24 protein-coding genes and 1 pseudogene are annotated in these 23484 nt (G+C 31.7%); 11 read left to right on the top strand and 14 right to left on the bottom strand.

Annotated elements, in window-relative coordinates; all coding sequences use genetic code 11:
* The first annotated feature begins 43 nt into the window (after window positions 1-43).
* Together BSU00_RS03345 and BSU00_RS03340 are read left to right on the top strand one after the other, a co-directional pair.
* Window positions 44-946: a DMT family transporter gene (locus tag BSU00_RS03345; protein ID WP_105003110.1), complete on the top strand. Its 903-nt coding sequence runs from the start codon at window positions 44-46 to the stop codon at window positions 944-946.
* A 122-nt stretch (window positions 947-1068) separates the two neighbouring features.
* Window positions 1069-1419 carry a DoxX family protein gene (locus tag BSU00_RS03340; protein ID WP_105003109.1) on the top strand — a complete coding sequence of 117 codons (351 nt, stop codon included), beginning with the start codon at window positions 1069-1071 and terminating at the stop codon, window positions 1417-1419.
* Here the strand turns inward: BSU00_RS03340 and BSU00_RS03335 are convergent.
* The 5 genes from BSU00_RS03335 to BSU00_RS03320 all read right to left on the bottom strand — a co-directional run bounded on the left by BSU00_RS03335 (window position 1416) and on the right by BSU00_RS03320 (window position 4031).
* Window positions 1416-1784, bottom strand: a complete 369-nt coding sequence (locus BSU00_RS03335; RefSeq protein WP_105003108.1) for a DoxX family protein — start codon at window positions 1782-1784, stop codon at window positions 1416-1418. The genes BSU00_RS03340 and BSU00_RS03335 overlap by 4 nt on opposite strands.
* A gap of 343 nt (window positions 1785-2127) precedes the next feature.
* Window positions 2128-2310: a hypothetical protein gene (locus BSU00_RS13150; protein ID WP_233188571.1), complete on the bottom strand. Its 183-nt coding sequence runs from the start codon at window positions 2308-2310 to the stop codon at window positions 2128-2130.
* A 212-nt stretch (window positions 2311-2522) separates the two neighbouring features.
* The gene (locus BSU00_RS13145) at window positions 2523-3020 is read right to left on the bottom strand and encodes a MerR family transcriptional regulator (protein ID WP_233188570.1); all 498 of its coding nucleotides are present in this window, start codon (window positions 3018-3020) and stop codon (window positions 2523-2525) included.
* A 226-nt stretch (window positions 3021-3246) separates the two neighbouring features.
* Entirely contained in the window at window positions 3247-3468 is a 222-nt protein-coding gene (locus BSU00_RS03325; protein WP_105003107.1) for a hypothetical protein, read from the bottom strand.
* 50 nt (window positions 3469-3518) lie between these two features.
* A complete protein-coding gene (locus tag BSU00_RS03320) occupies window positions 3519-4031 on the bottom strand; it encodes an RNA polymerase sigma factor (protein WP_105003406.1) in 513 nt (170 codons plus the stop codon).
* A 182-nt stretch (window positions 4032-4213) separates the two neighbouring features.
* On the opposite strand from BSU00_RS03320, the gene BSU00_RS03315 reads away from it, so the two are divergent.
* Window positions 4214-5413, top strand: a complete 1200-nt coding sequence (locus BSU00_RS03315; RefSeq protein WP_105003106.1) for a multidrug effflux MFS transporter — start codon at window positions 4214-4216, stop codon at window positions 5411-5413.
* Window positions 5414-5435: 22 nt separating this feature from the next.
* Window positions 5436-6053, top strand: coding sequence for a pseudouridine synthase (locus BSU00_RS03310; RefSeq protein WP_233188569.1), 618 nt, complete (start codon window positions 5436-5438; stop codon window positions 6051-6053).
* A 139-nt stretch (window positions 6054-6192) separates the two neighbouring features.
* Here the strand turns inward: BSU00_RS03310 and BSU00_RS03305 are convergent, their stop codons facing one another.
* From BSU00_RS03305 to glmM, 6 genes are all read right to left on the bottom strand, one after another.
* Window positions 6193-6663, bottom strand: a complete 471-nt coding sequence (locus BSU00_RS03305) for an Lrp/AsnC family transcriptional regulator (RefSeq protein WP_105003105.1) — start codon at window positions 6661-6663, stop codon at window positions 6193-6195.
* Window positions 6664-6744: 81 nt separating this feature from the next.
* Window positions 6745-7593 (bottom strand): M14 family zinc carboxypeptidase, encoded by an 849-nt coding sequence (locus BSU00_RS03300; protein WP_233188568.1) that lies wholly within the window; start codon window positions 7591-7593, stop codon window positions 6745-6747.
* On the bottom strand, window positions 7530-7796 hold the full coding sequence (locus tag BSU00_RS13140; protein WP_233188567.1) for a hypothetical protein: 267 nt from the start codon (window positions 7794-7796) through the stop codon (window positions 7530-7532). The genes BSU00_RS03300 and BSU00_RS13140 overlap by 64 nt, the downstream gene beginning before the upstream one ends.
* 8 nt (window positions 7797-7804) lie before the next feature.
* Window positions 7805-9271 carry an aminotransferase class V-fold PLP-dependent enzyme gene (locus tag BSU00_RS03295; RefSeq protein WP_105003104.1) on the bottom strand — a complete coding sequence of 489 codons (1467 nt, stop codon included), beginning with the start codon at window positions 9269-9271 and terminating at the stop codon, window positions 7805-7807.
* Window positions 9272-9274: 3 nt separating this feature from the next.
* Window positions 9275-10105, bottom strand: a complete 831-nt coding sequence (locus BSU00_RS03290; RefSeq protein ID WP_233188566.1) for a hypothetical protein — start codon at window positions 10103-10105, stop codon at window positions 9275-9277.
* A gap of 4 nt (window positions 10106-10109) precedes the next feature.
* Window positions 10110-11501, bottom strand: coding sequence for a phosphoglucosamine mutase (gene glmM, locus BSU00_RS03285; RefSeq protein ID WP_105003103.1), 1392 nt, complete (start codon window positions 11499-11501; stop codon window positions 10110-10112).
* 454 nt (window positions 11502-11955) lie between these two features.
* Between glmM and BSU00_RS03280 the strand changes: the two genes are divergently transcribed.
* Window positions 11956-12702: a carboxypeptidase-like regulatory domain-containing protein gene (locus tag BSU00_RS03280; RefSeq protein WP_233188565.1), complete on the top strand. Its 747-nt coding sequence runs from the start codon at window positions 11956-11958 to the stop codon at window positions 12700-12702.
* A gap of 91 nt (window positions 12703-12793) precedes the next feature.
* A pseudogene (gene purL / locus BSU00_RS03275) lies at window positions 12794-16462 on the top strand (phosphoribosylformylglycinamidine synthase).
* Between the two features lie 164 nt (window positions 16463-16626).
* Here purL and BSU00_RS03270 read toward each other — a convergent pair.
* Window positions 16627-17811 (bottom strand): hypothetical protein, encoded by a 1185-nt coding sequence (locus BSU00_RS03270; RefSeq protein WP_105003101.1) that lies wholly within the window; start codon window positions 17809-17811, stop codon window positions 16627-16629.
* 697 nt (window positions 17812-18508) lie between these two features.
* Here BSU00_RS03270 and BSU00_RS03265 point away from each other — a divergent pair.
* Together BSU00_RS03265 and BSU00_RS03260 are read left to right on the top strand one after the other, a co-directional pair.
* Window positions 18509-18946: a helix-turn-helix transcriptional regulator gene (locus BSU00_RS03265; protein ID WP_233188564.1), complete on the top strand. Its 438-nt coding sequence runs from the start codon at window positions 18509-18511 to the stop codon at window positions 18944-18946.
* A 346-nt stretch (window positions 18947-19292) separates the two neighbouring features.
* Entirely contained in the window at window positions 19293-20321 is a 1029-nt protein-coding gene (locus BSU00_RS03260) for a class I SAM-dependent methyltransferase (RefSeq protein ID WP_369820246.1), read from the top strand.
* 101 nt (window positions 20322-20422) lie between these two features.
* On the opposite strand, the gene pepE is transcribed toward BSU00_RS03260, so the two are convergent.
* On the bottom strand, window positions 20423-21142 hold the full coding sequence (gene pepE / locus BSU00_RS03255) for a dipeptidase PepE (protein ID WP_105003099.1): 720 nt from the start codon (window positions 21140-21142) through the stop codon (window positions 20423-20425).
* Window positions 21143-21435: 293 nt separating this feature from the next.
* Complete coding sequence (locus BSU00_RS03250) at window positions 21436-21642, bottom strand: hypothetical protein (RefSeq protein ID WP_105003098.1); 207 nt, start codon at window positions 21640-21642, stop codon at window positions 21436-21438.
* A 228-nt stretch (window positions 21643-21870) separates the two neighbouring features.
* On the opposite strand from BSU00_RS03250, the gene BSU00_RS03245 reads away from it, so the two are divergent.
* Genes BSU00_RS03245 through BSU00_RS03235 form a run of 3 tightly spaced genes read left to right on the top strand, consistent with a single transcriptional unit; the run spans window position 21871 to window position 23482 of the window.
* A complete protein-coding gene (locus BSU00_RS03245; RefSeq protein WP_105003097.1) occupies window positions 21871-22110 on the top strand; it encodes a hypothetical protein in 240 nt (79 codons plus the stop codon).
* Entirely contained in the window at window positions 22107-22679 is a 573-nt protein-coding gene (locus BSU00_RS03240) for a hypothetical protein (protein ID WP_105003096.1), read from the top strand. The genes BSU00_RS03245 and BSU00_RS03240 overlap by 4 nt, the downstream gene beginning before the upstream one ends.
* Window positions 22676-23482 (top strand): carboxypeptidase-like regulatory domain-containing protein, encoded by an 807-nt coding sequence (locus BSU00_RS03235; RefSeq protein ID WP_105003095.1) that lies wholly within the window; start codon window positions 22676-22678, stop codon window positions 23480-23482. The genes BSU00_RS03240 and BSU00_RS03235 overlap by 4 nt, the downstream gene beginning before the upstream one ends.
* Window positions 23483-23484: the final 2 nt, after the last annotated feature.

The raw sequence follows: 23484 nt of genomic DNA, 5'->3' as shown, positions 1-23484 counted from the left end.
TTATATGTTTTATAGCTATTTATAAAATTATATTTTCGCGCTCATGTGGATGTATTTAGGACTATTAGCAGCACTTTTTCTGGGGTTGCATAATTTGTGTAAAAAACATGCGGTACGGGGCAATGAAGTCTACCCTGTATTGTTTGGTACAGTATTAAGTGGTTTTGTTTGGATTGTGATATTTTTTATGGGTACTAAACTATTTCCAGATTTCGCTTCCGATAATGGTTACAATTTCCAAACGCTGCGATGGCAACAGCACATTTATATATGCATAAAATCTTGCATCATGTCTAGTTCATGGGTACTAGCATACCAAGCCTTAAAACATTTACCAATAACGATTGTTACTCCTATTCGTTCAGCCGGTCCTTTTTTTACATTCATCGGTGCCTTAGTTATCTATAAAGAAAGTCCAAATGCTTTGCAATGGATTGGTTTTTTTCTCATTCTTTTTTCGGTTATGTTATACTCGAAAATAGGAAAAAAAGAAGGGATATATTTTAAAAATAACAAGTGGATATTTGCTATTATTGGTGCCACCTTTTTGGGAGCAAGTAGTGGTTTATACGATAAATTTCTAATCCAAAACCTACAATTAAATCCTCAAACTTTGCAATTTTGGTTTTGTATATACACCCTTGCTATACTTTTAGTAATACTAGGTATAACTTGGTTGCCCTTTAAGGAAAAAAGAAAGGCATTTACATTTCGGTGGTCTATTGTTGCAGTGGGAATATTATTACAAACAGCAGATTATTTTTATTTCAAAGCACTACAAGATCCAGAGGCGATGATTATGCTTTTATCAGCAATTAAACGCAGTCAAATCCTAATAGCAGTTGTAATTGGTGGTTTAGTATTTAAAGAAAAAAATAAACGTAAAAAATTAGTACCACTTTTCGGAATACTAATTGGTGTTTTCTTAATATTATACACTAATTAATTAGACCAATCTATTATGATGGTCAAATAATATTAGAAGAATACAATACTATATTTAAAAGCTAAAGCAACTTCTTTTAGACCAAAATATTGTAAATTTACGTATCTAAAAAACACTGTATTTTGAGTATACTTTCATACTTAATTTGGTTTTCGGCCATTTCGTTTATTTATTTTGGTTTTGGTTGTTTTTTCTCCAAATTTATAATTAGAGAATTTAAAAGATATAAATTACCTAAATTTAGAATACTTACTGGCGCTTTACAATTACTTGGTGCTATCGGTTTACTCATAGGTTATTATTGTAGTCCTCTGATACTTATCGCAGCATCTATTGGACTATCCCTACTAATGATAGCAGGGTTTGTGGTGCGATTAAAGATTAAAGATAATTTTTTACAATCTTCTCCATCATTTATGTACGCTGTAATTAATATAATAATTACCATAGAAACTTACGTGTTATATTTTTAAAAACTACTCCAAACCACAATGATATTCATTATTAGAAATAAGGCTGCTGGAAAAGATTTGTACAACGGATCTTTAATTTTTAAATGAACCAAGACAGATCCTAGTAATAATATAGCCAGCCCCAAGCTCCCGAGCAGGGTAAGATTTTCGAAATAAATAGAAAATAACAATATAAGAGCTAAGGTAATTTTTAAAAATCCGATTATATAACAAAAAGACTTTGAAAATCCGTAAGCTTTAAACTCATCTATAATATTTTTAGCATCACCACCTCTATATCTAGTAGCTTTTTGTGGTTGAACAAGCCAAACATTAAGTATACTAAATCCAATTATTAATTTTAAAATGATAATTACATATCCCATAAGTATTTGTTTTTAAAACATTAGCAATACTAATTTAATAAAAATATGTAAAAAAACTATCATAAAAATTTACATAAAACTATATAAATAAAATATTATTAAACAGCACTAACCATGAAATAAATACTTAAAACACTATATCACCAACGTTTTCATTAGATTTTTAAGTAAAAAATTATAGGAAAGTGAATTAATTCATAAAAAATGATCATTACAATTTTGAAAAGTTACATCCTAACGACCAGAAACATATATACTAGAACATAATATCTGGGATATAAAGATATATATGAAAATGCTTTAAACAAAAATGTTAAAAAATAAAGAGAGTTTTAGTTATGCATTAAACGACTTCTAACAATTCTACCACAGAAGGATACACACGGATATCGGAGTCGAATTGGGAAGTATCGACAGCAGCGGTTTTATTGCCAATACCGATGAATTTGTGTTGCGTTCCTTTTAACTTTTCATCGATTTCACTAAAGTAATCATTGATGATATCGTCGTACGGCTTAATTGTCATGGAACAAACAAATTTCATTGTGCAATCACTATCGATAAAATACGTCAAATTGTTTAAAGGTAAACTTTGCCCTAAGTAAATTGTATTGTACCCGCGAAGAACAAGCTCGTAATTCAAGTATAGTAATCCTATTTCATGGATTTCTCCGTCTGGAAGAAACAATACATACGTAGTATCGTTATTCGTGACTGAAGACTCTAATTTTTCTGTATTTAATTGTATTTTTTTATAATTAAATTGGAAATGAAATGCTCATGCGCTGGCATTAAAGTATCGGTTTGCCATAACAAACCAATGTATTCTAAAAAAGGAACAAAAACGTCCTTAAAAATCTCTCTAAAGGTTTTCTTATGAAGCAGTTTATTGTAGGTATTATTGAATAAAACTTTATCAAATTGAAACATCGAAATCTTGAAAGAGTTTATAGCCTCGTCACTAGTTGCCTGATTGAAAGATAATTCTCGGGCTATAAGATTAATCTGTTCAGTAGACATCTTAGATATCTTTGAAATTTTATAGTTGTGCTTATTAAGCAAAGCAACATTCAATAATTTAAGTAAACTCTCTGAAGGGTAATACCTTATGTTAGTATCTGTTCTTTTTGGTTGTAATAAATCGTACCTTTTTTCCCATATTCTTATCGTATGCGCTTTTACACCCGAAATGTTTTCGAGGTCTTTAATCGTAAATATGGTTTTAATATTGTTCAACGTTTTGCTTTATTTATTAAACAAAGATACTTCATTTTTTTATAATTATTTGATTTTTTTAATAATATTTTAACTAAAAGTTGTGTAAGGTTAAAGCTGTAATGGGCATTTAATACTTTATTTCAAAATAAATGTCATTACATGCAATTTGGATAATAGGGAATAGACAACTTTAATCAAGAAGGATGCCTAAATTTCAAAATTTAAAATCCGTTAAATTATGCATCTAATTACTTGTGGATAACAATTTTTTAATTTTTAAGAACACCTTCTGCTTCTCAAATACTGGTTTCTCTATTAAACCTGATGTTTCCATAATTTTCAGGTATTCTTCTTTCACATTGGAGACCTCTGAAATCTGTATTTTACACTCCATTAAATCTTCTTGAATGCGCATAGTAATTAATAGTTGCTCCTCATCCCCCGCATCTTCGTTTTTGCATTTCATGTTTTCAATAGTTTTTCACTAATAAAACACGACACCTGATACAAACCCTACTAAAACTTACCTTTAATGTGAGTTCGGAGATATTTTAATGCAGCTGACATACGCTTTTCAACTGCTTTGACAGATAAATTCAGTACATCTGCAATTTCTTTATACTTCAATTTATCAATCCTGTTGAGTAAAAACACCTCTCTTTGTTTTACCGGTAAGTTAGCTATAGCTGCTTGCAGTTTTTGCTCAAATTCCTTTTCCTCCAAAACGTATTCTGGAGTTTCATTAGAATACGAATGTTTTAATGCTGATGCATATCGCAACACTACCTTTTTGTGAGCAACGTGATTTAAGAAATTATTATTAGCGACTGTAAATAGATAAGATTTAGCTTTTTTCACTTCTACTTTTTCTAAATTATTCCATAACTTGATAAAGGAATCTTGTAAAATATCTTCTGCTAAATCTTTGTCACCAGTTTTGTAGTAAAGATAATTATACAACGAACCTGCAAGTTCGTCATATAAATTTTGGAAATTTTTATGGTGATTAGAAAGGGTTTTTAGGCTCATTTCGACAAACATAATATTTTTTACTTAAAAAAAAAGTATTCAAATTTTGGATATATTTTATTATATTTCCAAAAATAATTTAACTTAATTGTGTTTATTTTAACAAAATCTAATTATTAATTATCAAAATTTTAATTTTAATAATTGGATTGTGAGACGCTTGCAAATTGTAACTTTGCAAGATGCATACACCTATTAAAAATTCAAAAGTTGAATTTATTGCGTTAATGGCCTCACTTATGTCGTTAGCCGCACTTTCCATTGATGCTTTACTTCCGGCATTAAACCAAATTGGAACCTCTCTCAACATAAAAATTGCGAAAGATAACCAGCTCTTGATAACCATGATTTTTTTAGGTCTTGGACTAGGACAATTATTGGCTGGCCCGCTCTCTGACAGTATTGGAAGAAAAAAGGTTATTTATATTGGTTTTTCTCTTTTTGTAATTGCTAGTTTTATATGTATATCTGCCGATAAGCTTTCCGTTATGCTATTGGGAAGAATTCTTCAGGGAATTGGTTTAGCTGCTCCAAGAACCATAAGTATCGCCATGGTTCGCGATTCTTTTAGTGGAAATTATATGGCGAAGATAATGTCTTTCATTGTGGTATTTTTTATACTCGTTCCTGTAGTTGCTCCAACATTCGGGAAAATTATTTTAGATCATTTTGGATGGCAAGCAATATTTTATAGTCAACTTATTTTCGGTGCTTTCATAATTTTATGGTTGTGGAAAAGACAACCAGAAACTTTAAACTCAAATTATAAAAAAGAACTATCCTTTTCTATATTCACCTCCGGCTACAAAGAATTTATAAAACACAAACAATCTGTTCTCTTTACCTTTATTTCCGGTTTAATAACTGGTTCTTTTATGGTTTACATAAGTGTTGCTCAACAAATTTTTGAAGAGCAATATAATTTAAAAGAAGAATTTCCTTTTATTTTTGCTGGCTTGGCTATTTTTATCGGCTTTGCTACCTTTTTAAATGGTACATTGGTAATGAAATATGGAATGTTTAAATTGGTGTATTTTTTCACCTTTATTTTTATAGGAACTTCATTTGTTTACCTTTGTCTTTTTTTCGGGAAAGCAAATCCAGCAATAGAAACGCTACTCGCTTTTTTTGCGATGCAATTCTTCGCTATTGGTTTTCTTTTTGGAAATATCCGATCTTTAGCTATGGAGCCTATTGGACACATTGCAGGAGTTGGTTCTGCTATAAATGGTTTTGTCTCTACTGTAATGGCTGTACCAATCGCGATATGTATTGGAAGATTTGTTGAGCATACAACACTTCCAATCTTTATTGGTTTTTTAATTTGTGGTATTTTAGCAATGCTAATGTTGTTATATCTTAAAAAAAGACGACTAATTTAATTCATTATTTAAGCTAATTTATTTGAAAATAAAAGTATTATATCAAGACGCATATATCGTATGCGTTTCAAAACCAAACAATGTAGTTGTGCATCATGCCCATCATTCTAGAAATGTTGCTGACGAAAAATCATTACTACAACATTTAAACGCGATTTTTGATAAACAATTATATCCTATTCATCGCTTAGACAGAAAAACCTCTGGTGTCATAATACTAGCAAGGGAAACAAAATACGTTTCAAAATTTCAAGCTCTATTTACAGAGCAGAGCATACACAAAGTGTATTTCGGATTAGTACGAGGGCACTCCCCTTCAAAAACAATAATTGATAGTCCGGTTAAAGGCAGAGATGCTAAGGTCTATAAAGATGCTATTACCCAACTGGAAAGCCTAGAGCACATAACATTAAACATACCCGTAAAACCTTATGAGACCTCGAGGTATAGTTTGGTTAAATTAACCCCTAAAACAGGTAGATTACACCAATTACGAATACATTGTACTAAAATAAGCCACCCTTTAATTGGAGATCCAAAGTACGGAGATAAAAACCATAATGTGATGTTTGAAAAAGAGTTTCAATGCGAAAATCTTTTTTACATGCAGCAAAAATTGAATTTGAGCACCCATTTTTAGAGAAGCAAATTTCTATAGAGGCACAATTTCCCCAACATTGGAAAATTATGTTCGATAATTTTAATTGGATAACACCATAAAAAAAGGGATGTTAAAAACATCCCCATAATACTTTTTATATTTTTTAATCTAAATTTCTTTAAAAATTTGCATGCATTAATCTTTTCTTGTCGTTAATGCTCTCTTCGAGTGCTATCATGGTTTCTGTTCTGTTAACCCCATGTATATCATCTATTCTATAGATTATATCCTTAGCATCATTAGTACTTTGCGCTCTAACCTTACAAAAAATATTGTATTTACCTGCGGTTACATAGGCCACAGTAACATTAGGTATAAACCTAAGATTGTCTAAAACATGTTGTGTCATGGAGGTTTTTTCTAAGAAAATTCCAACATGGGCAATAAAAGAATAGCCCATTTTTTCATAGTTTAAACTTAGAGTAGATCCTTGAATAATTCCTTCATCTTCCATTTTTTTCACACGAACGTGAATGGTTCCTGCTGATACCAATAATTTTTTGGCAATATCCGTAAATGGTGTTCGTGCATTTTCAATTAGGATATCCAATATTTGATGATCAATTTCATCTAGTATAAATTTTTTCATTTTTATTTTTATTCAAATATTATCGCTAAAATATGATTTTTTTTCACTAATCAAATACTTTTATTGAAGAAAAATCAATAATTAACTATTTACATTGAATACTTTGTGACTCAAATAAAAAGATAAATCTTCCTTTTTCTCCCTTTTTAAAGCAAGTACAAATTTATTATTTTCAATCTTTTCTACATACTGATAAGCAATATCTTTTTTACTATTTTTCATCCTAAAAATAACATCATAGAAGTTCTTGATATTGTTAGGTATAGTAAAATAATCTTTATGGTCATCAAAATTATCTTCCGTTGCTACATGAAACAACCCTTGCAATAATGCGTAAAAATTAAACTCACGAACTTTTTCTCGTTCGTAATCGTCAGGGAAATGACCTGCCTCAATTAATATCGTGTTGTGCCCTAGTTTTTGAAAATTATCTCCTGTTGCCGTCGGATAAAATTCATCGGTATACCTGCCAACATGACCGGGAATAATTTGTTGTAGTAGTGAATTCATAGCAATGATAACATTCATGGTTTGCTTGCGACCTTGGGTAACTTTTCGGGTACTTTCTTCTGAAGGTGCCAGGAAAGATATAGAAGCAGGATTTTTAGTACCTTCTACCCCAAAGATGGTCCTTTGATCGTGTAAATTAAAACAAAATTCTGGATTTACTTGTTCTAAAATTTTTCGCAACAGTTTACTTTCTTTTGCCTCTAGAGCTACTGCATCTCTATTTAAATCGATACCGTTGGAATTTTCTCTAGTATAAGACAAAGCACCATCTGGATTGAGCATTGGAATAATATGTATTTGAATATTATTCATAATTTGCTTCACTGTGGGGAGCCCGGAATGTGCTTGAATAAAATTTATAAAATCAAAAACTGCTTTGGTTCCGGTACTTTCGTTGCCGTGCATTTGACTCCAAAGCAATACTTTTTTGTTCCAGTACCAAAACTTATTTTATAAATCGGAATTCCTTGCTCGGAGGTGCCAATAATATCCTTAGTAATACTTATAGGTAATTCTTCTAGAATAGATTCTATGTCCTTAAAGGTAACCCATCTCCCCTGAATTTTTTTCTCTTTTACTTTCGGATATATTCCGGTAAGAAATTCAATATCTAATATTTCCATAGATTAATTTATACGGCAAACCATTCTTCCACGAGTTCTTTTTCTATAGTTTTTGCAGAATTATGAACGTAATCATTTTTTTCCATATCGTAGTGGTAGTCTTTCGACCACTCTTCAATATTTTCTCCTAGAGCGATCAAAGAGTCACATATGTAGTTCACCTCCGCATCGGTGATGGTAGGATGAATGGATAAGCGCACCCAGCCTGGTTTTTCCGTACTACATCCTTCCGATATTTGATCTTTAATTTTGTGCGAAGTATACGAATCTACGTTTAAAAGAAAATGGCCATAAGTTCCTGCACATGAACATCCACCTCTAGTTTGAATTCCGAAATGATCATTTAACAATTTAACTACCAAATTGAAGTGGAATTTTTCGAAATAAAATGAAAAAATACTCAACCTCTCTTTATGATGTGGAGCTAATACTTTGACCCCTTTAACTTGTTCTAAGCAATTAAATATTAAAGGATTAACTTCGTTTTCACGTGCTTTCATGCGTTGGGTTCCCATTTGGTCTTTCAATTGCATCGATAAGGCAATTTTAATGGTTTGTAAAAAAGCTGGAGTTCCTCCATCTTCTCTCGTTTCAACATCGTCAATATAATCGTGTTCCCCCCAAGGATTGGTATAGGTTACAGTTCCCCCTCCTGGGTTATCAGGAACCGTATTTTTATACAACTTCTTGTTGAATAACAAAACACCGGAACTACCTGGACCACCTAAAAATTTATGCGGTGAGAAAAAAATGGCATCGAGAGACTCCTCTTTGTTTTCTGGATGCATATTAATATCTACATAAGGTGCAGAACATGCAAAATCTACAAAACACAAACCGTTGTATTTGTGAATTAAAGCAGCAATTTTGTGATAGTCTGTTTTTATACCTGTAACGTTAGATCCACCAATAATAGAAACAATCTTAATAGGGCGTTCTTTGTACTTCAATATCGATTTTTCAAAGTTTTCGAGGCAGATCAACCCTTCTTCATTTCCGGGAACTACTTCAACATCTGCAATTGTCTCATACCAAGAAGTTTGATTGGAATGATGTTCCATATGACTCACAAATACTATGGGTCGTTTTTCTTCTGGTATCTCTGTAAATTCCCTTAAATTTTCCGAGACCTTTAAGCCTAAAATTCGCTGAAATTTATTAACCACCCCAGTCATTCCTGAACCTTCTGTAATTAAAACATCGTCTTCACTTGCATTTACGTGTTTTTTGATGATTTTTCGAGCTTGATTATATGCTAGGGTCATTGCAGCCCCAGAGGTAGATGTTTCTGTATGTGTATTGGCAACAAAAGGACCAAAATCGTTCATTAATTTCTCCTCAATAGGACGGTACATTCGACCACTTGCTGTCCAATCGGTATACACTAATCTTTTTTCTCCAAAAGGAGTTCTAAAAGTTTGATCTATTCCTATGATATTCTTTCTAAACTTTTCAAATTCTCGTTCTAAACTCATAACTTAAATTTTAAATTTACCGCCTATCAAAATATTATTCTGTAAAAAATAAAAACTTTGCGATGCATTATCTATACTAGTGTTGGTAGTCTTTATACTTGGCATATAAATATAACCTCCTTTAACATCTGTTTGTATAAAAAAATGCTTTAAAAAAGTAATATTTAGTCCAATTCCAACAGAAGAGCCATATCCGGATAAGTGAAATCTATCACTTCTATCCTTCCCCAACAAAGTTGCATTTGTCTTTGGGTATAAAACTCCCAAACCTAAACCTTCCGTTAAATTTATTTGAAGGTTTTCCATGTCTATACCAAACCAACTACTAATGTCATCAAAACGATACAACTCGACATTAACATAGTTCAAACCATCTGTGTGCTCAAAGCGTAAAAAATCTTCTTCTAATTGTATCGGCGTATTTAAATAACTACCATCGTATGTCGTATTTCCAATGTTAATGGTACCGTTTATGGTAACTAGTTGGTCCGGTTTCATTACATATTTCATATGGTCTACACCCAAAGAAATTGTATAATTTTCTTTAAAAAAATATCCAATTCTAAAATTTGTTTGTGGAATTGTAATCCTTCCTGGATTGAAATAGTCATTAAAAGAAAACTTCGACTGTCTATCCGTCGCTACAACATTATTTAGTGTAAAATCATAATTATCTCCGGTGAAGTGAATATCAGAATCAGAATAACTAGCCCAATTCCATCCCCAATATACGAAAAACTTACCTTTATTTTTATGTTTTTCATGCTCCGAATTCTGTCCTATAGCTGCAATTCCTATTAATAGAAATAAACACAACAAAATAGTTTTTTTCAAATCGCTAGCTAATTATATTTTTAATTTCTTCCATAATTCTATTTGCTAAAGCATCTGCGCTTTCCTGAGTACTTGCCTCGGTATAAATTCTAATAATTGGTTCTGTATTAGATTTGCGGAGATGTACCCATTCCGAGTCAAAATCAATTTTCACACCATCTATTGTATTGACTTGTTCATTTGCATATGCAATTGCCATTTTTTCTAAAACAGAGTCTACATTAATTTTTGGTGTTAGTTGAATTTTATTTTTACTCATAAAATAACTAGGGTAACTATCTCTTAATGTTTTACACGATACTTTTTTATGGGCTAATAACGACAAAAATAAAGCAACCCCCACAAGAGAATCTCTTCCATAATGTGCGTCTGGATATATAATTCCTCCATTTCCTTCACCACCAATAAGTGTATTGGTTTCCTTCATTTTTTTTACCACATTAACTTCCCCAACTGCGCTTGCTGTATAAGTACCACCATGCTTTTCTGTAATATCTCTCAAGGCTCTTGAAGAAGATAAATTAGATACGGTATTTCCTCCACCTAACTTTTCAAGTACGTAATCAGCACAAGCTACAAGTGTGTATTCTTCCCCAAACATTGATCCATCTTCTGCTATTAAAGCCAAACGATCTACATCCGGGTCTACGACAATACCTAAATCTGCTTTTTTAGCTACAACCATTTCAGAAATGTCTGTCAAATGTTCTTTTAAAGGTTCAGGATTGTGCGGGAATTCTCCATTTGGTTCGCAATAAAGTTCCTCACATTTGACTCCTAATTCTTTTAGAAGCATAGGAATTGCAATACCTCCAGTGGAGTTTACTCCATCTACAACGACTTTAAATTTCGCTTTTTTGATGGCCTTTTTATCCACCAAATCAAGCTTTAACACTTCTTTTATGTGCTTCTTAATATATTTTTTCTTCTTTTTATAGGTTCCCAACTCATCTACTTCGGCGAAAGTTAATGCTCCTCCTTCCGCCAAAGCAAGTACCTCTGCACCATCTTCCCCATCGATGAATTCTCCTTTTTCGTTTAGTAGTTTGAGAGCATTCCACTGTTTTGGATTGTGGGACGCAGTTAAAATAATACCTCCGTCGGCCTTTTCTATAGGTACGGCAATTTCGACGGTTGGTGTTGTTGACAATCCTAAATCAATTACATCGATACCCAAGCCTATCAGTGTGTTTGAAACCAAACTACTTATCATCTTTCCCGATATCCTAGCATCTCTTCCTAATACAATGGTAACATTATTTTTTTTATTACTTTTTCTTTTGATAAATGTTCCAAAAGCCGCGGCAAATTTAACAGCATCTACAGGTGTCAAATTATCCCCTTCTGCTCCTCCAATTGTTCCGCGTATTCCTGAAATTGATTTAATTAATGTCATGTATTTATTTTTTCAACAAATATAATAGTATTTCATAAATTTATTCGGTAAAAATCACGGTTTCGTTGTAACAAAAGTTACACTACTATTTTTTTGTGTTACTTTTTTAAAGGAGAATTAAACAGTTATTCGTCAATTTTTAATTTAGACAAAAAACTTATGATTATTAGACGCTTATACCCTAAAAAGGTTTAATACATCAAACTAGAAAAATTTATATTTTTATAATTTTTATACAGAGTACGCTTGTGTCTTTGTTGAGCAAAAAATAAACTTAAAGATTTAGGATTTTAATATTTGTAATTAGATTCAAAAAAACAAAGTTAAGAAAGAACAAAATTAGCCGTAATATTCACAGATTATTAACACTACCAATTGCTTTTATTCTTATTTTCGCAGCATGCAAAAAAGACACTTCGTAACATTTTTCGTTTTATTATTATCTTTTTTTAGTGTGGCTCAAGAAACAGTCAAGGATAAAATTAAAGGACAAATTATAGATGGAAATTCAAAAAAACCTTTAAGTGCGGCGCATATTCTAAATCTTAATACGGTTATTGGGACCATTACAAATGAGGATGGACTTTTTGAATTATCTAGTAAAGCCAACGATACTATCTTAGTTTCTTTTGTTGGATACTCCTCTATTAAGCTTAAGGTAACCAACGATATTTTAAAAGGAAACGAAGTGGAAATATCATTAACTGAAAAACCTGAAGAAATTAAGGAGATTGTTATAAAATCAACAAAATTAATTGGTGTACTTGAAGTAGATTTAAAGCAGGTTCCAAAAGATAAATACACACGAATTCGCATTAATGGAATACAACAAACCTATGAAGTAGGACGTCCTAAAAAAATCAAATCGCCCATTGCAAGTATTCTAAATCCCGTGGACTTGGTTTACAATCTGTTTGGAAAAAAACCAAAGCAACTGAAAAAATTACAAAAACTAAAAAAAGAGGACGATTTGCGTAAAATGCTCGCTGGAAAATTTGATCGAGAAGTAATGATGGAATATCTAGAAATGGATAGAACAGAATTAAATAAATTACTTTCTGATTGTGATTATTCAGAGTACTTTATAAAAAAAGCAAGTGACTTACAGCTAATTGAAGCAGTACTCAATTGTTACGAAAATTACAAGGCCCTTAAAAAGGGAAAAATAGAAATAGACAGGCTTCCTAACGACTCTAAATAGATCGTTCTATTTATCTTCATTTTTTTGTATGCTACCTCGCTTAAATAATTTAACTTTACAAACTGTAAAACCACACAAATACAACTACATAATGATTCATTTCTTTGGAAACGTAAACAGTACAATTTTTGCTGTCCAAACAACAGAAGAATTAAACTCAGAAACTATTTCTAAACTTACTTGGTTATTTGGAAACCAACCAAAAATAAACGCGGCGTCACTTGACGCCTTTTTTGTTGGCCCAAGAGCAGCGATGATTTCACCATGGAGTACAAATGCCGTTGAAATCACTCAAAATATGGGAATACAAGGTATTATACGAATTGAGGAATTCAATAATGTAGCAGAAAACTACACAGAATTCGACCCGATGATATCGCAAAAATACCAAGGTTTAGATCAAGAAATATACACTGTAGAAATATCTCCGGAACCTATTTTGGAAATTGAGGATATCGCTGCGTATAATATACAAGAAGGGCTTGCCTTAAACGAGGAAGAAATTGAATATCTTAAAAAGGTTTCTGAAAAGATAGGAAGAAAGTTAACCGATTCTGAAGTTTTTGGTTTTTCTCAGGTTAATTCAGAGCACTGTCGTCATAAAATTTTTAATGGAACTTTCGTAATTGATGGTAAAGAACAACCGAGTTCATTGTTTAAATTGATTAAGGAAACCTCGAAGCAGAATCCAAATACCATCGTTTCTGCCTATAAAGATAATGTTGCATTCATTCAAGGACCAAAAGTTGAACAATTTGCCCCTAAGTCTGCAGAAAAACCTGATTTTTATGAAACTAAAGAATTTGAATCTGTAATTTCGTTAAAAGCAGAAACACATAATTTTCCTACAACTGTAGAGCCCTTTAATGGAGCAGCCACTGGGTCTGGTGGGGAGATTAGAGATCGTCTTGCAGGTGGTAAAGGTTCCATTCCATTAGCTGGAACCGCCGTTTACATGACCTCCTATTCTCGTTTGGAAGAAAATAGACCCTGGGAAAATGCAATGGCAGAAAGAGCATGGTTATACCAAACACCAATGGACATACTTATCAAAGCTTCCAATGGTGCTTCTGATTTCGGGAACAAGTTCGGGCAACCTTTAATTTGTGGTTCTGTACTTACCTTTGAGCACGAAGAAGATGCACGTAAACTTGGTTTTGATAAAGTTATCATGCAAGCCGGGGGTATCGGATATGGTAAAAAAGACCAAGCACTAAAAGATACGCCAAAAAAAGGAGATAAAATTGTTATTCTAGGTGGTGAAAATTACCGTATTGGAATGGGTGGTGCTGCTGTGTCTTCAGCAGACACCGGAGAATTTTCTTCAGGAATTGAATTAAACGCAGTACAACGCTCTAATCCAGAGATGCAAAAAAGAGCTGCAAATGCAGTACGTGGTATGGTTGAAAGCGAGGAAAACTATATTGTTTCCATCCACGATCATGGTGCTGGTGGTCATTTAAATTGTTTGTCCGAACTAGTAGAGGACACGGGAGGGCATATTGATTTAGATAAATTACCCGTTGGTGACCCTACGCTATCTAACAAGGAGATTATAGGCAACGAATCACAAGAAAGAATGGGGCTTGTTATTGCAAAAAATCACATAGAAAAACTGCATAAAATTGCCGAAAGGGAGCGCGCCCCAATCTACACTGTGGGCGATGTTACTGGAGATGATAGATTTACTTTTGAATCTAAAACGAATGGAAGTAAACCTATGGATTTAGCTTTAGAGGATATGTTTGGAAGTTCTCCAAAGACCATACTTAAAGATAACAGCATTGTTAGGAACTATTCGGAAATATCACACCAAAGAGAAAATTTTCACGGCTATTTAAAAGAAGTGCTGCAACTTGAAGCAGTAGCTTGCAAAGATTGGTTAACCAATAAAGTTGATCGATGTGTCGGTGGTAAAGTAGCAAAACAACAATGCGTTGGTCCGTTGCAAATCCCTTTAAATAACGTTGGGGTTATGGCATTAGATTTTAAAGGAAAAGAAGGAATAGCTACAAGTATTGGACACTCTCCTATTTCCGGGCTTATTAATCCTGAAGCAGGAAGTAAAAATTCAATAGCGGAAGCATTAACCAATATTATATGGGCACCACTTAAAGATGGTTTAGCATCTGTCTCTCTTTCTGCAAATTGGATGTGGCCATGTAAAAATGAAGGAGAAGACGCAAGATTATACAAAGCTGTTAAAGCGGTTTCAGAATTTTCTATTGCTCTAGGAATTAATGTTCCTACCGGAAAAGACTCTTTGTCGATGAAACAAAAATATCCGAATGAAGAAGTTATAGCACCTGGAACTGTTGTGATTTCAGCTGCTGGAAATTGTAATGATATTACGAAGGTAATAGAACCAGTTTTTCAGGTTGGAAAAGGCACTATATACTACATTAACTTCTCTGAAGATACTTTTAAATTAGGAGGTAGTTCTTTTGCGCAAATTAACAATAAAATTGGAAACGAAACTCCTACCATTAAAGATGCAAAGAAGTTTAAACATACTTTTAATCTAGTTCAAAAACTCATAAAAGAGGACAAAATAATAGCTGGTCATGACATTGCATCTGGTGGTTTTATTACCTCCCTTTTAGAGATGTGTTTTTCGGCCACCAATGTCGGTGCAAAGATTAATATTTCTGCTTTAGAGGAACCGGATACTGTAAAGGTGCTTTTTGCTGAAAATGCAGGTATTATTATCCAAGCACAAAAAGATATAGAATCTATTTTAAAAGACCACAATATTTCGTTCACAGAAATTGGTGAAGTAACTGCAACGGATGTTTTAGAAATTGTAAATAAAGAAGATCGAATAGAAATGTCTGTTTCAGAATACAGAGATATATGGTACAAAACTTCATTTCTTTTAGATCAAAAGCAAACTGCCAATAATTTGGCAGAAGAGCGCTATAATAATTACAAAAAACAACCACTTCAATTTACATTTCCTGAGAATTTTAGCGGTAAACTAAAAGATGTAGTTGCCAACGAAGGTTTGACTACTAGACCAAAAGCTGCTATTCTTCGGGAAAAAGGGTCGAACTCAGAACGTGAAATGGCAAATGCCATGTACCTCGCAGGTTTTGATGTTAAAGATGTACACATGACAGATTTAATATCTGGTCGAGAAACCCTAGAGGATATTCAATTTATTGGAGCCGTTGGAGGCTTTTCTAACTCCGATGTATTAGGTTCTGCAAAAGGCTGCTGGTGCATTTTTATACAACGAAAAAGCAAATAAAGCATTAAAGAATTTTTTCAAAAGAGAAGATACATTATCCGTTGGAATATGCAATGGTGCACAATTATGGATGGAATTGGATTTAATAAATCCTGAACACGACGTGCATGGTAAACTTGTACATAATAAATCTAAAAAACACGAAAGTTCGTTTACCTCTGTAAAAATTCAAGAAAACAATTCAGTAATGTTATCCTCTTTAGCAGGAACCGAACTAGGAGTATGGATATCCCATGGAGAAGGAAATTTCAACTTACCAAAAAAGCGTCAGCGTATAATATTGTAGCCACTTACAGTTATGAAGGATATCCGAATAACCCAAATGGTTCAGACTACAACACAGCAATGCTATGTGATGCCTCAGGAAGACACTTGGTAACCATGCCGCATATTGAAAGAAGTACTTTCCAATGGAACTGGGCCTACTACCCTGGCGACAGGAAAGATGAGGTTTCGCCTTGGCTAGAGGCTTTTGTAAATGCTAGAAAATGGATTGAAAAGTTAAATTAACATTAAAAAAAACATAAATGTAACTTTTGTTACAAAAAACAAGTCTAATTTACTTTACATTTGCTACTAATAATATTAGTCTTTTAGAAGGGTTAGATTAATAATATTATTTATTTAAAAAGGCACAATTTATTGTGCCTTTTTCCTTTTTAAACCCTGGTGTTTTATCCCCTCCATCTGTTTCTTGTAATGATTGCCTTTAGCTTTTCTTTGACATCTTTACCAACATCATACACCATCTGTTCGTTACTTGGAAATGGAACAGACCTGAAGCGTAGCATATCTAAATAAGAGCTTTCTAAAGCACGTTTGTCACCATTATAAGTACCATACGCATGTTCAAATAGATATTCGCTCTGTAATGGAAACTCGTGAATTAATTGCTTAGAGTTATTCGATAAATAACGAACTATCCCACTAACTTGCACAGACTTACTTTGGATATGTTCATAAAACTCACATTTAACATTTATATACCTATCTACTGTTATATCCTTACCCAAACTATCTCTTACACGATTTCCGTTGGCGTCTACAACATAGTCAAAACCATCTAAGATTTCTTTTTCTCTAATAATTTCTCTATCCTTAATTCGTTCCGGTGAGATGCGAATATCCCTAAAAACAAGCTCTAAATTAAAGTCATAGTGTATACTTGGTTGCTTTCTACTATGGTATATTGTCCAAAAGTCATTCATTCCATAGGTGTCAAAATTTAAAAGATCTTTCTCTAGTCTTTTTGGAATGACCTGACGTGTTTTATTTTTTAAAGCTACAAACACAAAATCAGTACCTCTTTTGTGCGCTTCTTGTAGCATTGCACGAACGTCTTTGTAATTAGGATTAATTCTCTCTAAATACTCAAGATCCTGGTATACCTGTCTATAATCCAGTTTATTTTGTGAATTAAAAACATTTTTAGATCTATTGTAAAGATAATCAGACAGTTCAGTTTTTGAATTTGCTAATAAACTTGCATAGTTTACAAAATCAAATTTAGCCTCTTTTCCAGACGAAAGATACAAAGGTAAGATTGGTTGAATTCTATCTTGCCTCTCTTTTAAAGAGAGATATAAATTATAAATAGATTCATAGTTTTCAGGATTCTTCTCGCTTTTTAAATACTCTATTTTACTGAGATCTTTTTGAGAAGATTTTTCAAATGCTTGTTGCAGCATAATAACATAAGGTTCATTTTTTTCTTTCGTCTTATTCGCTGCTAGTTTTTTTAGACAGTAATTTATAGCGTCATTATAATTTCCTTGATTAATTTCTTTCTGTGTTGATTTTACCCCACTACAGGAAATAAAAACCAAAAAAGCAAAAAAATAGAGTAATGTGTGTTTCATAATTTAGTTTAGTTTCGAAAATTATAGAACAATTTACAATAAGAATGCCAAAAACACTAAATTTCATTTTTTTTTAAATTTTATAGGCTACGTGTTTAGTTATCAAGTATCACCAAAAATATGCAAAAAAAATAAAACGCTAAAAGGAACCCTTTATTAGGTATAAAGAGAAAATTTATGACAGAACCTCACATTTTTTTTAGATAAAGTGAAAACCTTGAACTACAACTTATAATAATCTTCCATAAACGTTAATTTACAATTGTAAACACTTTAACAATGCCATAAAAAATAATAAAACCAATCGATAATAACACTATAAACAATGGTTTTTTGAAAATTTAAGTATTTTGTTTATAATAAATAAATATATGCATTTATATTCTGAATATTTGACAAAGGTTGATATTACTATCTATTTTAGTTAGTTACAAATGTAATACTCAGAATTTTTAATTGATGTAAGCGTCATTAATTACATTTGTAAACACTTCCTAAAAACTTAAAATCAACGAGATATATAAAGATTACTTATAGCGATACTATAAATAACTGCTTTTTAGTAATTTAAATAATGTAACTTAAAGTATATATTTAAATATTTATAACGTTTTATGACCATATATTTATTCTTGGATATTAGAGACAAGTGTGTTACATTTGTAATATTAAAATATTTGGTAAATAATTTACAATTGTGAATACAGAAGCTATTATTAAACGAATACAAGTAATTGTAGCGCATTACGGATTAAGCACATCTAGTTTTGCTGACAGTATCCAAGTTCAACGATCAAGCATGTCACATTTACTTTCTGGAAGAAATAAACCGAGTTTAGACTTTGTGACTAAGGTTATACACACCTATCCAGAAGTTGATTTATATTGGTTATTGAAAGGAGAAGGCTCCTTCCCTAGAAATAAAAATACAACAGAACCCCAGGAACCACTGTCCAAAACTCAAAAATCACAAACAAGTATAAAAAGTGCAAAACCACCAACACTTTTTGAAAACGTAGAGGATGAACCTAAAATTAAAGCAAGCATTAAGACATCCAAGGAAAATTCCAATAAAGTATTATGTAAAGTGATACTTTTATACAATGATGGTTCTTTTCAAGAATATAGGCCCTAGTTACAGAAATTAGCCAAAAGGAATAATTTTACGAAAATTGGATATTCGCCCATATCTATATTTTAAAATCAAATACGCAATTCTCAGAGCCTACATTTTTTTATTCTATTGAGGAAATGAAACCAAGTAAAAACGTCAACTAAAAATTTATATTTTATTTTTGCAATTGCTATTAGGTACTCCCAATTATGGACATTAAGTTATTGAAACCTGAAATACAAAATTATATTACAGATAATTTAAAAATAGATATAAATGCAGTAATTTTAAAAGGATCTCCTTTTCCTGAAGTATCTGTTCAAGAATTAGCTACGCAAATTGAATCTAAAAAAAAGCTTCCAGTAAATTGCCTACTTGGTTTTCAACAAGAAATATTTTATATCCTCCAAAACTGAACATTGAACAAACTTCATCTGAAGCAACCGCCTTTTTTAAATCTAATTTAATACACGTAGATTCTTTAATTGATATTACAGGAGGATTTGGAGTAGATTGTTTCTATTTTTCAAAAGGAATCCATAAAGTAATTCATTGTGAAATAAATGAAAAATTATCTAAAATTGTTTCCCATAATTATAAACAATTAGGAATTACCAATATACAAACCGTAGCACTAGATGGAATATCCTTTTTACAAAATAACAATTCCTATTTCGATTGTATTTATATTGATCCCTCGAGAAGAAATGATACCAAAGGAAAAGTTTTCTTAATACAAGATTGCCAGCCTAATATTCCTGCTAATATTGATTTTCTATTTACAAAATCTAAAACCATATTTATTAAATATTCACCAATGCTAGATATTTCTTTAGCTTTAGAAGAATTAAAATTTGTTAAAGAAATTCATGTTGTGGCTTTAAAAAATGAAGTTAAAGAACTACTTTTTATTGTAGAAAAGGGCTTTACAGAAACTATAAAAATGTTTGCTCATAATATGCAAAATAATTCGAAAGTTACTACCTTCTCATTTGAATACCCTGCATTGAAAAAAGAAATTAAGTATAGTTTTCCTGCAGAATTTTTATACGAACCAAATGCAGCAATTTTAAAATCTGGAGGTTTCAACGAAGTTGCATTTCAATACAACATTGCCAAACTTCACCCACACTCCCACTTGTACACCTCTCCTACTTTCTTATCCGAATTTCCAGGAAGAAAATTCAAAATTCAAAAAATATTCAAATACCATAAAAAAAACATAAGAAAAGAGATATCGGAAAAGCAAGCAAATATTTCTGTGAGAAACTTCCCAAAAAGTGTCGCTCAAATAAGAAAGGAAACGAAACTAAAGGATGGTGGCTCACTCTACTTATTTTTTACTAAAAATATGAATAATGAACTTATAGTAATACATACACACAAAGTGCTATAATATTCACATAAGAAATACGTTATCCTTATAAAGTATCAATGAACGCGTTATTTTAGGGGATTTTTAATGCGTTTACACAGCCTTGTTCAACAAGGCTTTTTTTATGGTTGTTTTGGAGAAAAAAAATCTAAAGTAGTATTCGATTCAATTTCTACAGGTGTTTTGTTTTTTTGAAAAAGTCTAGCGGACAAACTTCCCCTTAATTTTATAACGTTTCCTTTTACTTCTAGCCAACTTCCTTCTCGTAAACCCAGAACATCCGTATTATTAAACACGTGAAACTCTTTGATGCGCGTTTCTCTTGTCTCTCCCATATGCGTTGAGTTTGGATCAGGATCTAAATAATGTGCATTAATATTGAAAGGAATAATACCCAAAGTATCGAAACTAGGCGGGTAAACAATTGGCATGTCATTGGTGTTTTTCATCGTCATACCACATATATTACTTCCAGCACTTGTTCCGAGATAAGGAATTCCTTTTTCTACTGCATTTTTTAAACAACTTACCAAATCATGTTTGTATAATTGATTAACCAATTCAAAAGTGTTTCCTCCTCCAGTAAAAATACCTTTGGCATTAGTAATTGCCTCCTTTGGATTTTCATATTCATGCAACCCCTTTACTTCGATGTTAATTTTTTGGAATGCCGTTCTTGCAATACTAGTGTAGGTATCGTAATCTATCCCACCAGGGCGGGCATAAGGAATAAATAGGATTGTAGTAACTTCAGAAAAATGTATACTTAATTCCGATAAAATATAGTCTAAGTAACTGCTTCCGTGTACCGTGGAAGTACTTGCTATTAGAAGTCTTTTCATAAATAATAGTTTTTTATAACTTTAAAGTTACATATTTATGAACTAAAGAAACTTAAATACTACTAAATAATCTTAAAAAAATAAAAACTGCAGTAATAGAATAGTATCGTTTTACTGCTTGGGGATTAAAGTCTTATTTTTAGATTCCGAAACAGTACTCTTACCATCGTTTTTGTCCTCGCAATTTACAACAGTTTCGAAACATTTATTGTTTTCCCTTTTTTTTCGGTAACGTAATTTATTTCCACTTAATAATAAATTACTTACTGTGCCTGTAGAATTTGTTTTTTTACTTATTTTTCGCTTTTTCTTTTTTTGGTACTTGCATTTTTAATTTCCAATAAATCCATGGATAAAGCATTATTATCTAATACTTGCTCTTCGGAGGATTTATATTCGATTTTATTGGCAAGATCTACTTTTTGTGCAAAAAGATAAATGTTAGTACTAAGTATAAGTATAAAATTCAGAAAAACGATAGATGGATTAATTTTTTTCATTTTAAGGGGATTTAAATAAAAATAATTATGTTGTTAATAAAGATAATTAGATTTTCTTAGTTTGACAAACAATAGTATATAAATTCAATTATATGTCGTTGAAATACCATTTTATATCGTTGAAATGTAGAAAAAAATTTAAATATCGTTTTCTTTAACATTAAATTGTAACTTCCTTACAATAATTTTAAGACTACTTGTGTGTTAATTTGTTTTTTCACTTGTTACATGAAAACACTTCTAATTTTCACATTACTGCTCTTCACTCAAAAATTTTTTGCTTTTGAGCAACCATATACTATTCACGGTACAATAAATGACAAGATAGGTGCTCTTGCAAACGTACACATTATAAATCTTGATACTCAAGAAGGAACATTTACAGATGCGTTAGGGAATTTCTCTATTGTTGTAAAAAAAGGAGATAAATTGAAATTCAGTCGATACAGCACTACACCAAGATCGTGACTATATCTGAAAAAGATATAGAAAAAAGAACTATTAATATATTTATTGTAAGAAAAACGTATTTGTTGGATGAGGTAGAAATAGCACAACATAATTTAACAGGAAACCTGCATATCGATGCAAAACAAATACCAAAAGATACGATTTCAGAACTTGTAGCGAATCTTGTTTCTGAAATTAGGAGTATGGACTATAATGCTATACTAGATATGCCTATTGGTGAGGATGAAATACACCTTCAAAAAGGAGTCGCACCTGCCATACCAAATTCTTTTAGTGGTTTAGGGATGTCAATACCATTAGGCAATAAAAATGATGAGCGAATAAAAAAGATTAAAAAAGAATTAGAATTGGCAAAAACATTTCCTGACAAATTGCGAATTACCATAGGAGAAAATTTCTTTTTTAACATCTTAAAAATACCAAAAGACAAGTACTATAATTTCATAGAGTATTGTAAATTTGTGGGTATTGAAGAATTGTTCTATGAAAATAAGCATTTAGAACTTATTCGATTATTAAAAGAGGAAAGTATTTTGTATCTTAAAGGTCTTAAAACTAATAAATGAAAAAACTCATTACCATAATTTTTATTGTAACTACGTGTACCGGATTTACGCAAAATAAGAGAACTACAATGACCGGTAAAATTTCTGACAAGTTTGGAATTCTTCCTAATGTTCATGTTATTAATAAAAACACAAAGCTAGCGACTTTCTCCAATAGTAATGGTCTATTTGCCATAAATGCGGCAATAAATGATAGTATTCAGTTTACCTCAGTAGGATACGATACTAAAGTAATTACAGTTGTAAAAGCATATTTAAATGCAGACTTAATAACACCTTTTTACTTAGAGAAAATAAATTATGCGCTAGATGAAGTAACGATTCCGAAAAATAATTTAAAAGGAAGTTTAAACTCCGATATCAGTAAAACTCCTGTAGATAAAAAGAGAGAAGCCTTAGCTAAAACAATGGATTTTTCCGATGTTAACATGAAAGTAATTCAAGATGATGACCATATTGATACAAAAGTGAGGCCTCCTGTTGTTATTTCTGATCCAACACAACGTTTTGTCGGTGTTGGTTCTAGTGCAACTATTCCTATGGGAGGTTCTAAACGCCTATGGGAATTACGAAAAGAACTTGCTATTCGAAAAGGAATACCAGAAAAATTAATGTCGGAATATGGAGAAAAGTTTTTCTTTGAAGAACTCCAGATACCACCAGAACGCTATTTCCATTTTCTCGAGTATTGCAATCCATTGGGTATAGAAAAAATGTATGCCAATGGCAATTCTTTAGAAGTCATTAAAATTCTACGCAAAGAACACGTTCCTTATCTAAAGTTAATTTCCAAAGATAAATAATA

The sequence above is a fragment of the Tenacibaculum sp. SG-28 genome, from assembly GCF_002954385.1.
Taxonomy (GTDB): domain Bacteria; phylum Bacteroidota; class Bacteroidia; order Flavobacteriales; family Flavobacteriaceae; genus Polaribacter.
This window is presented reverse-complemented; position numbering and strand designations above follow the sequence as displayed.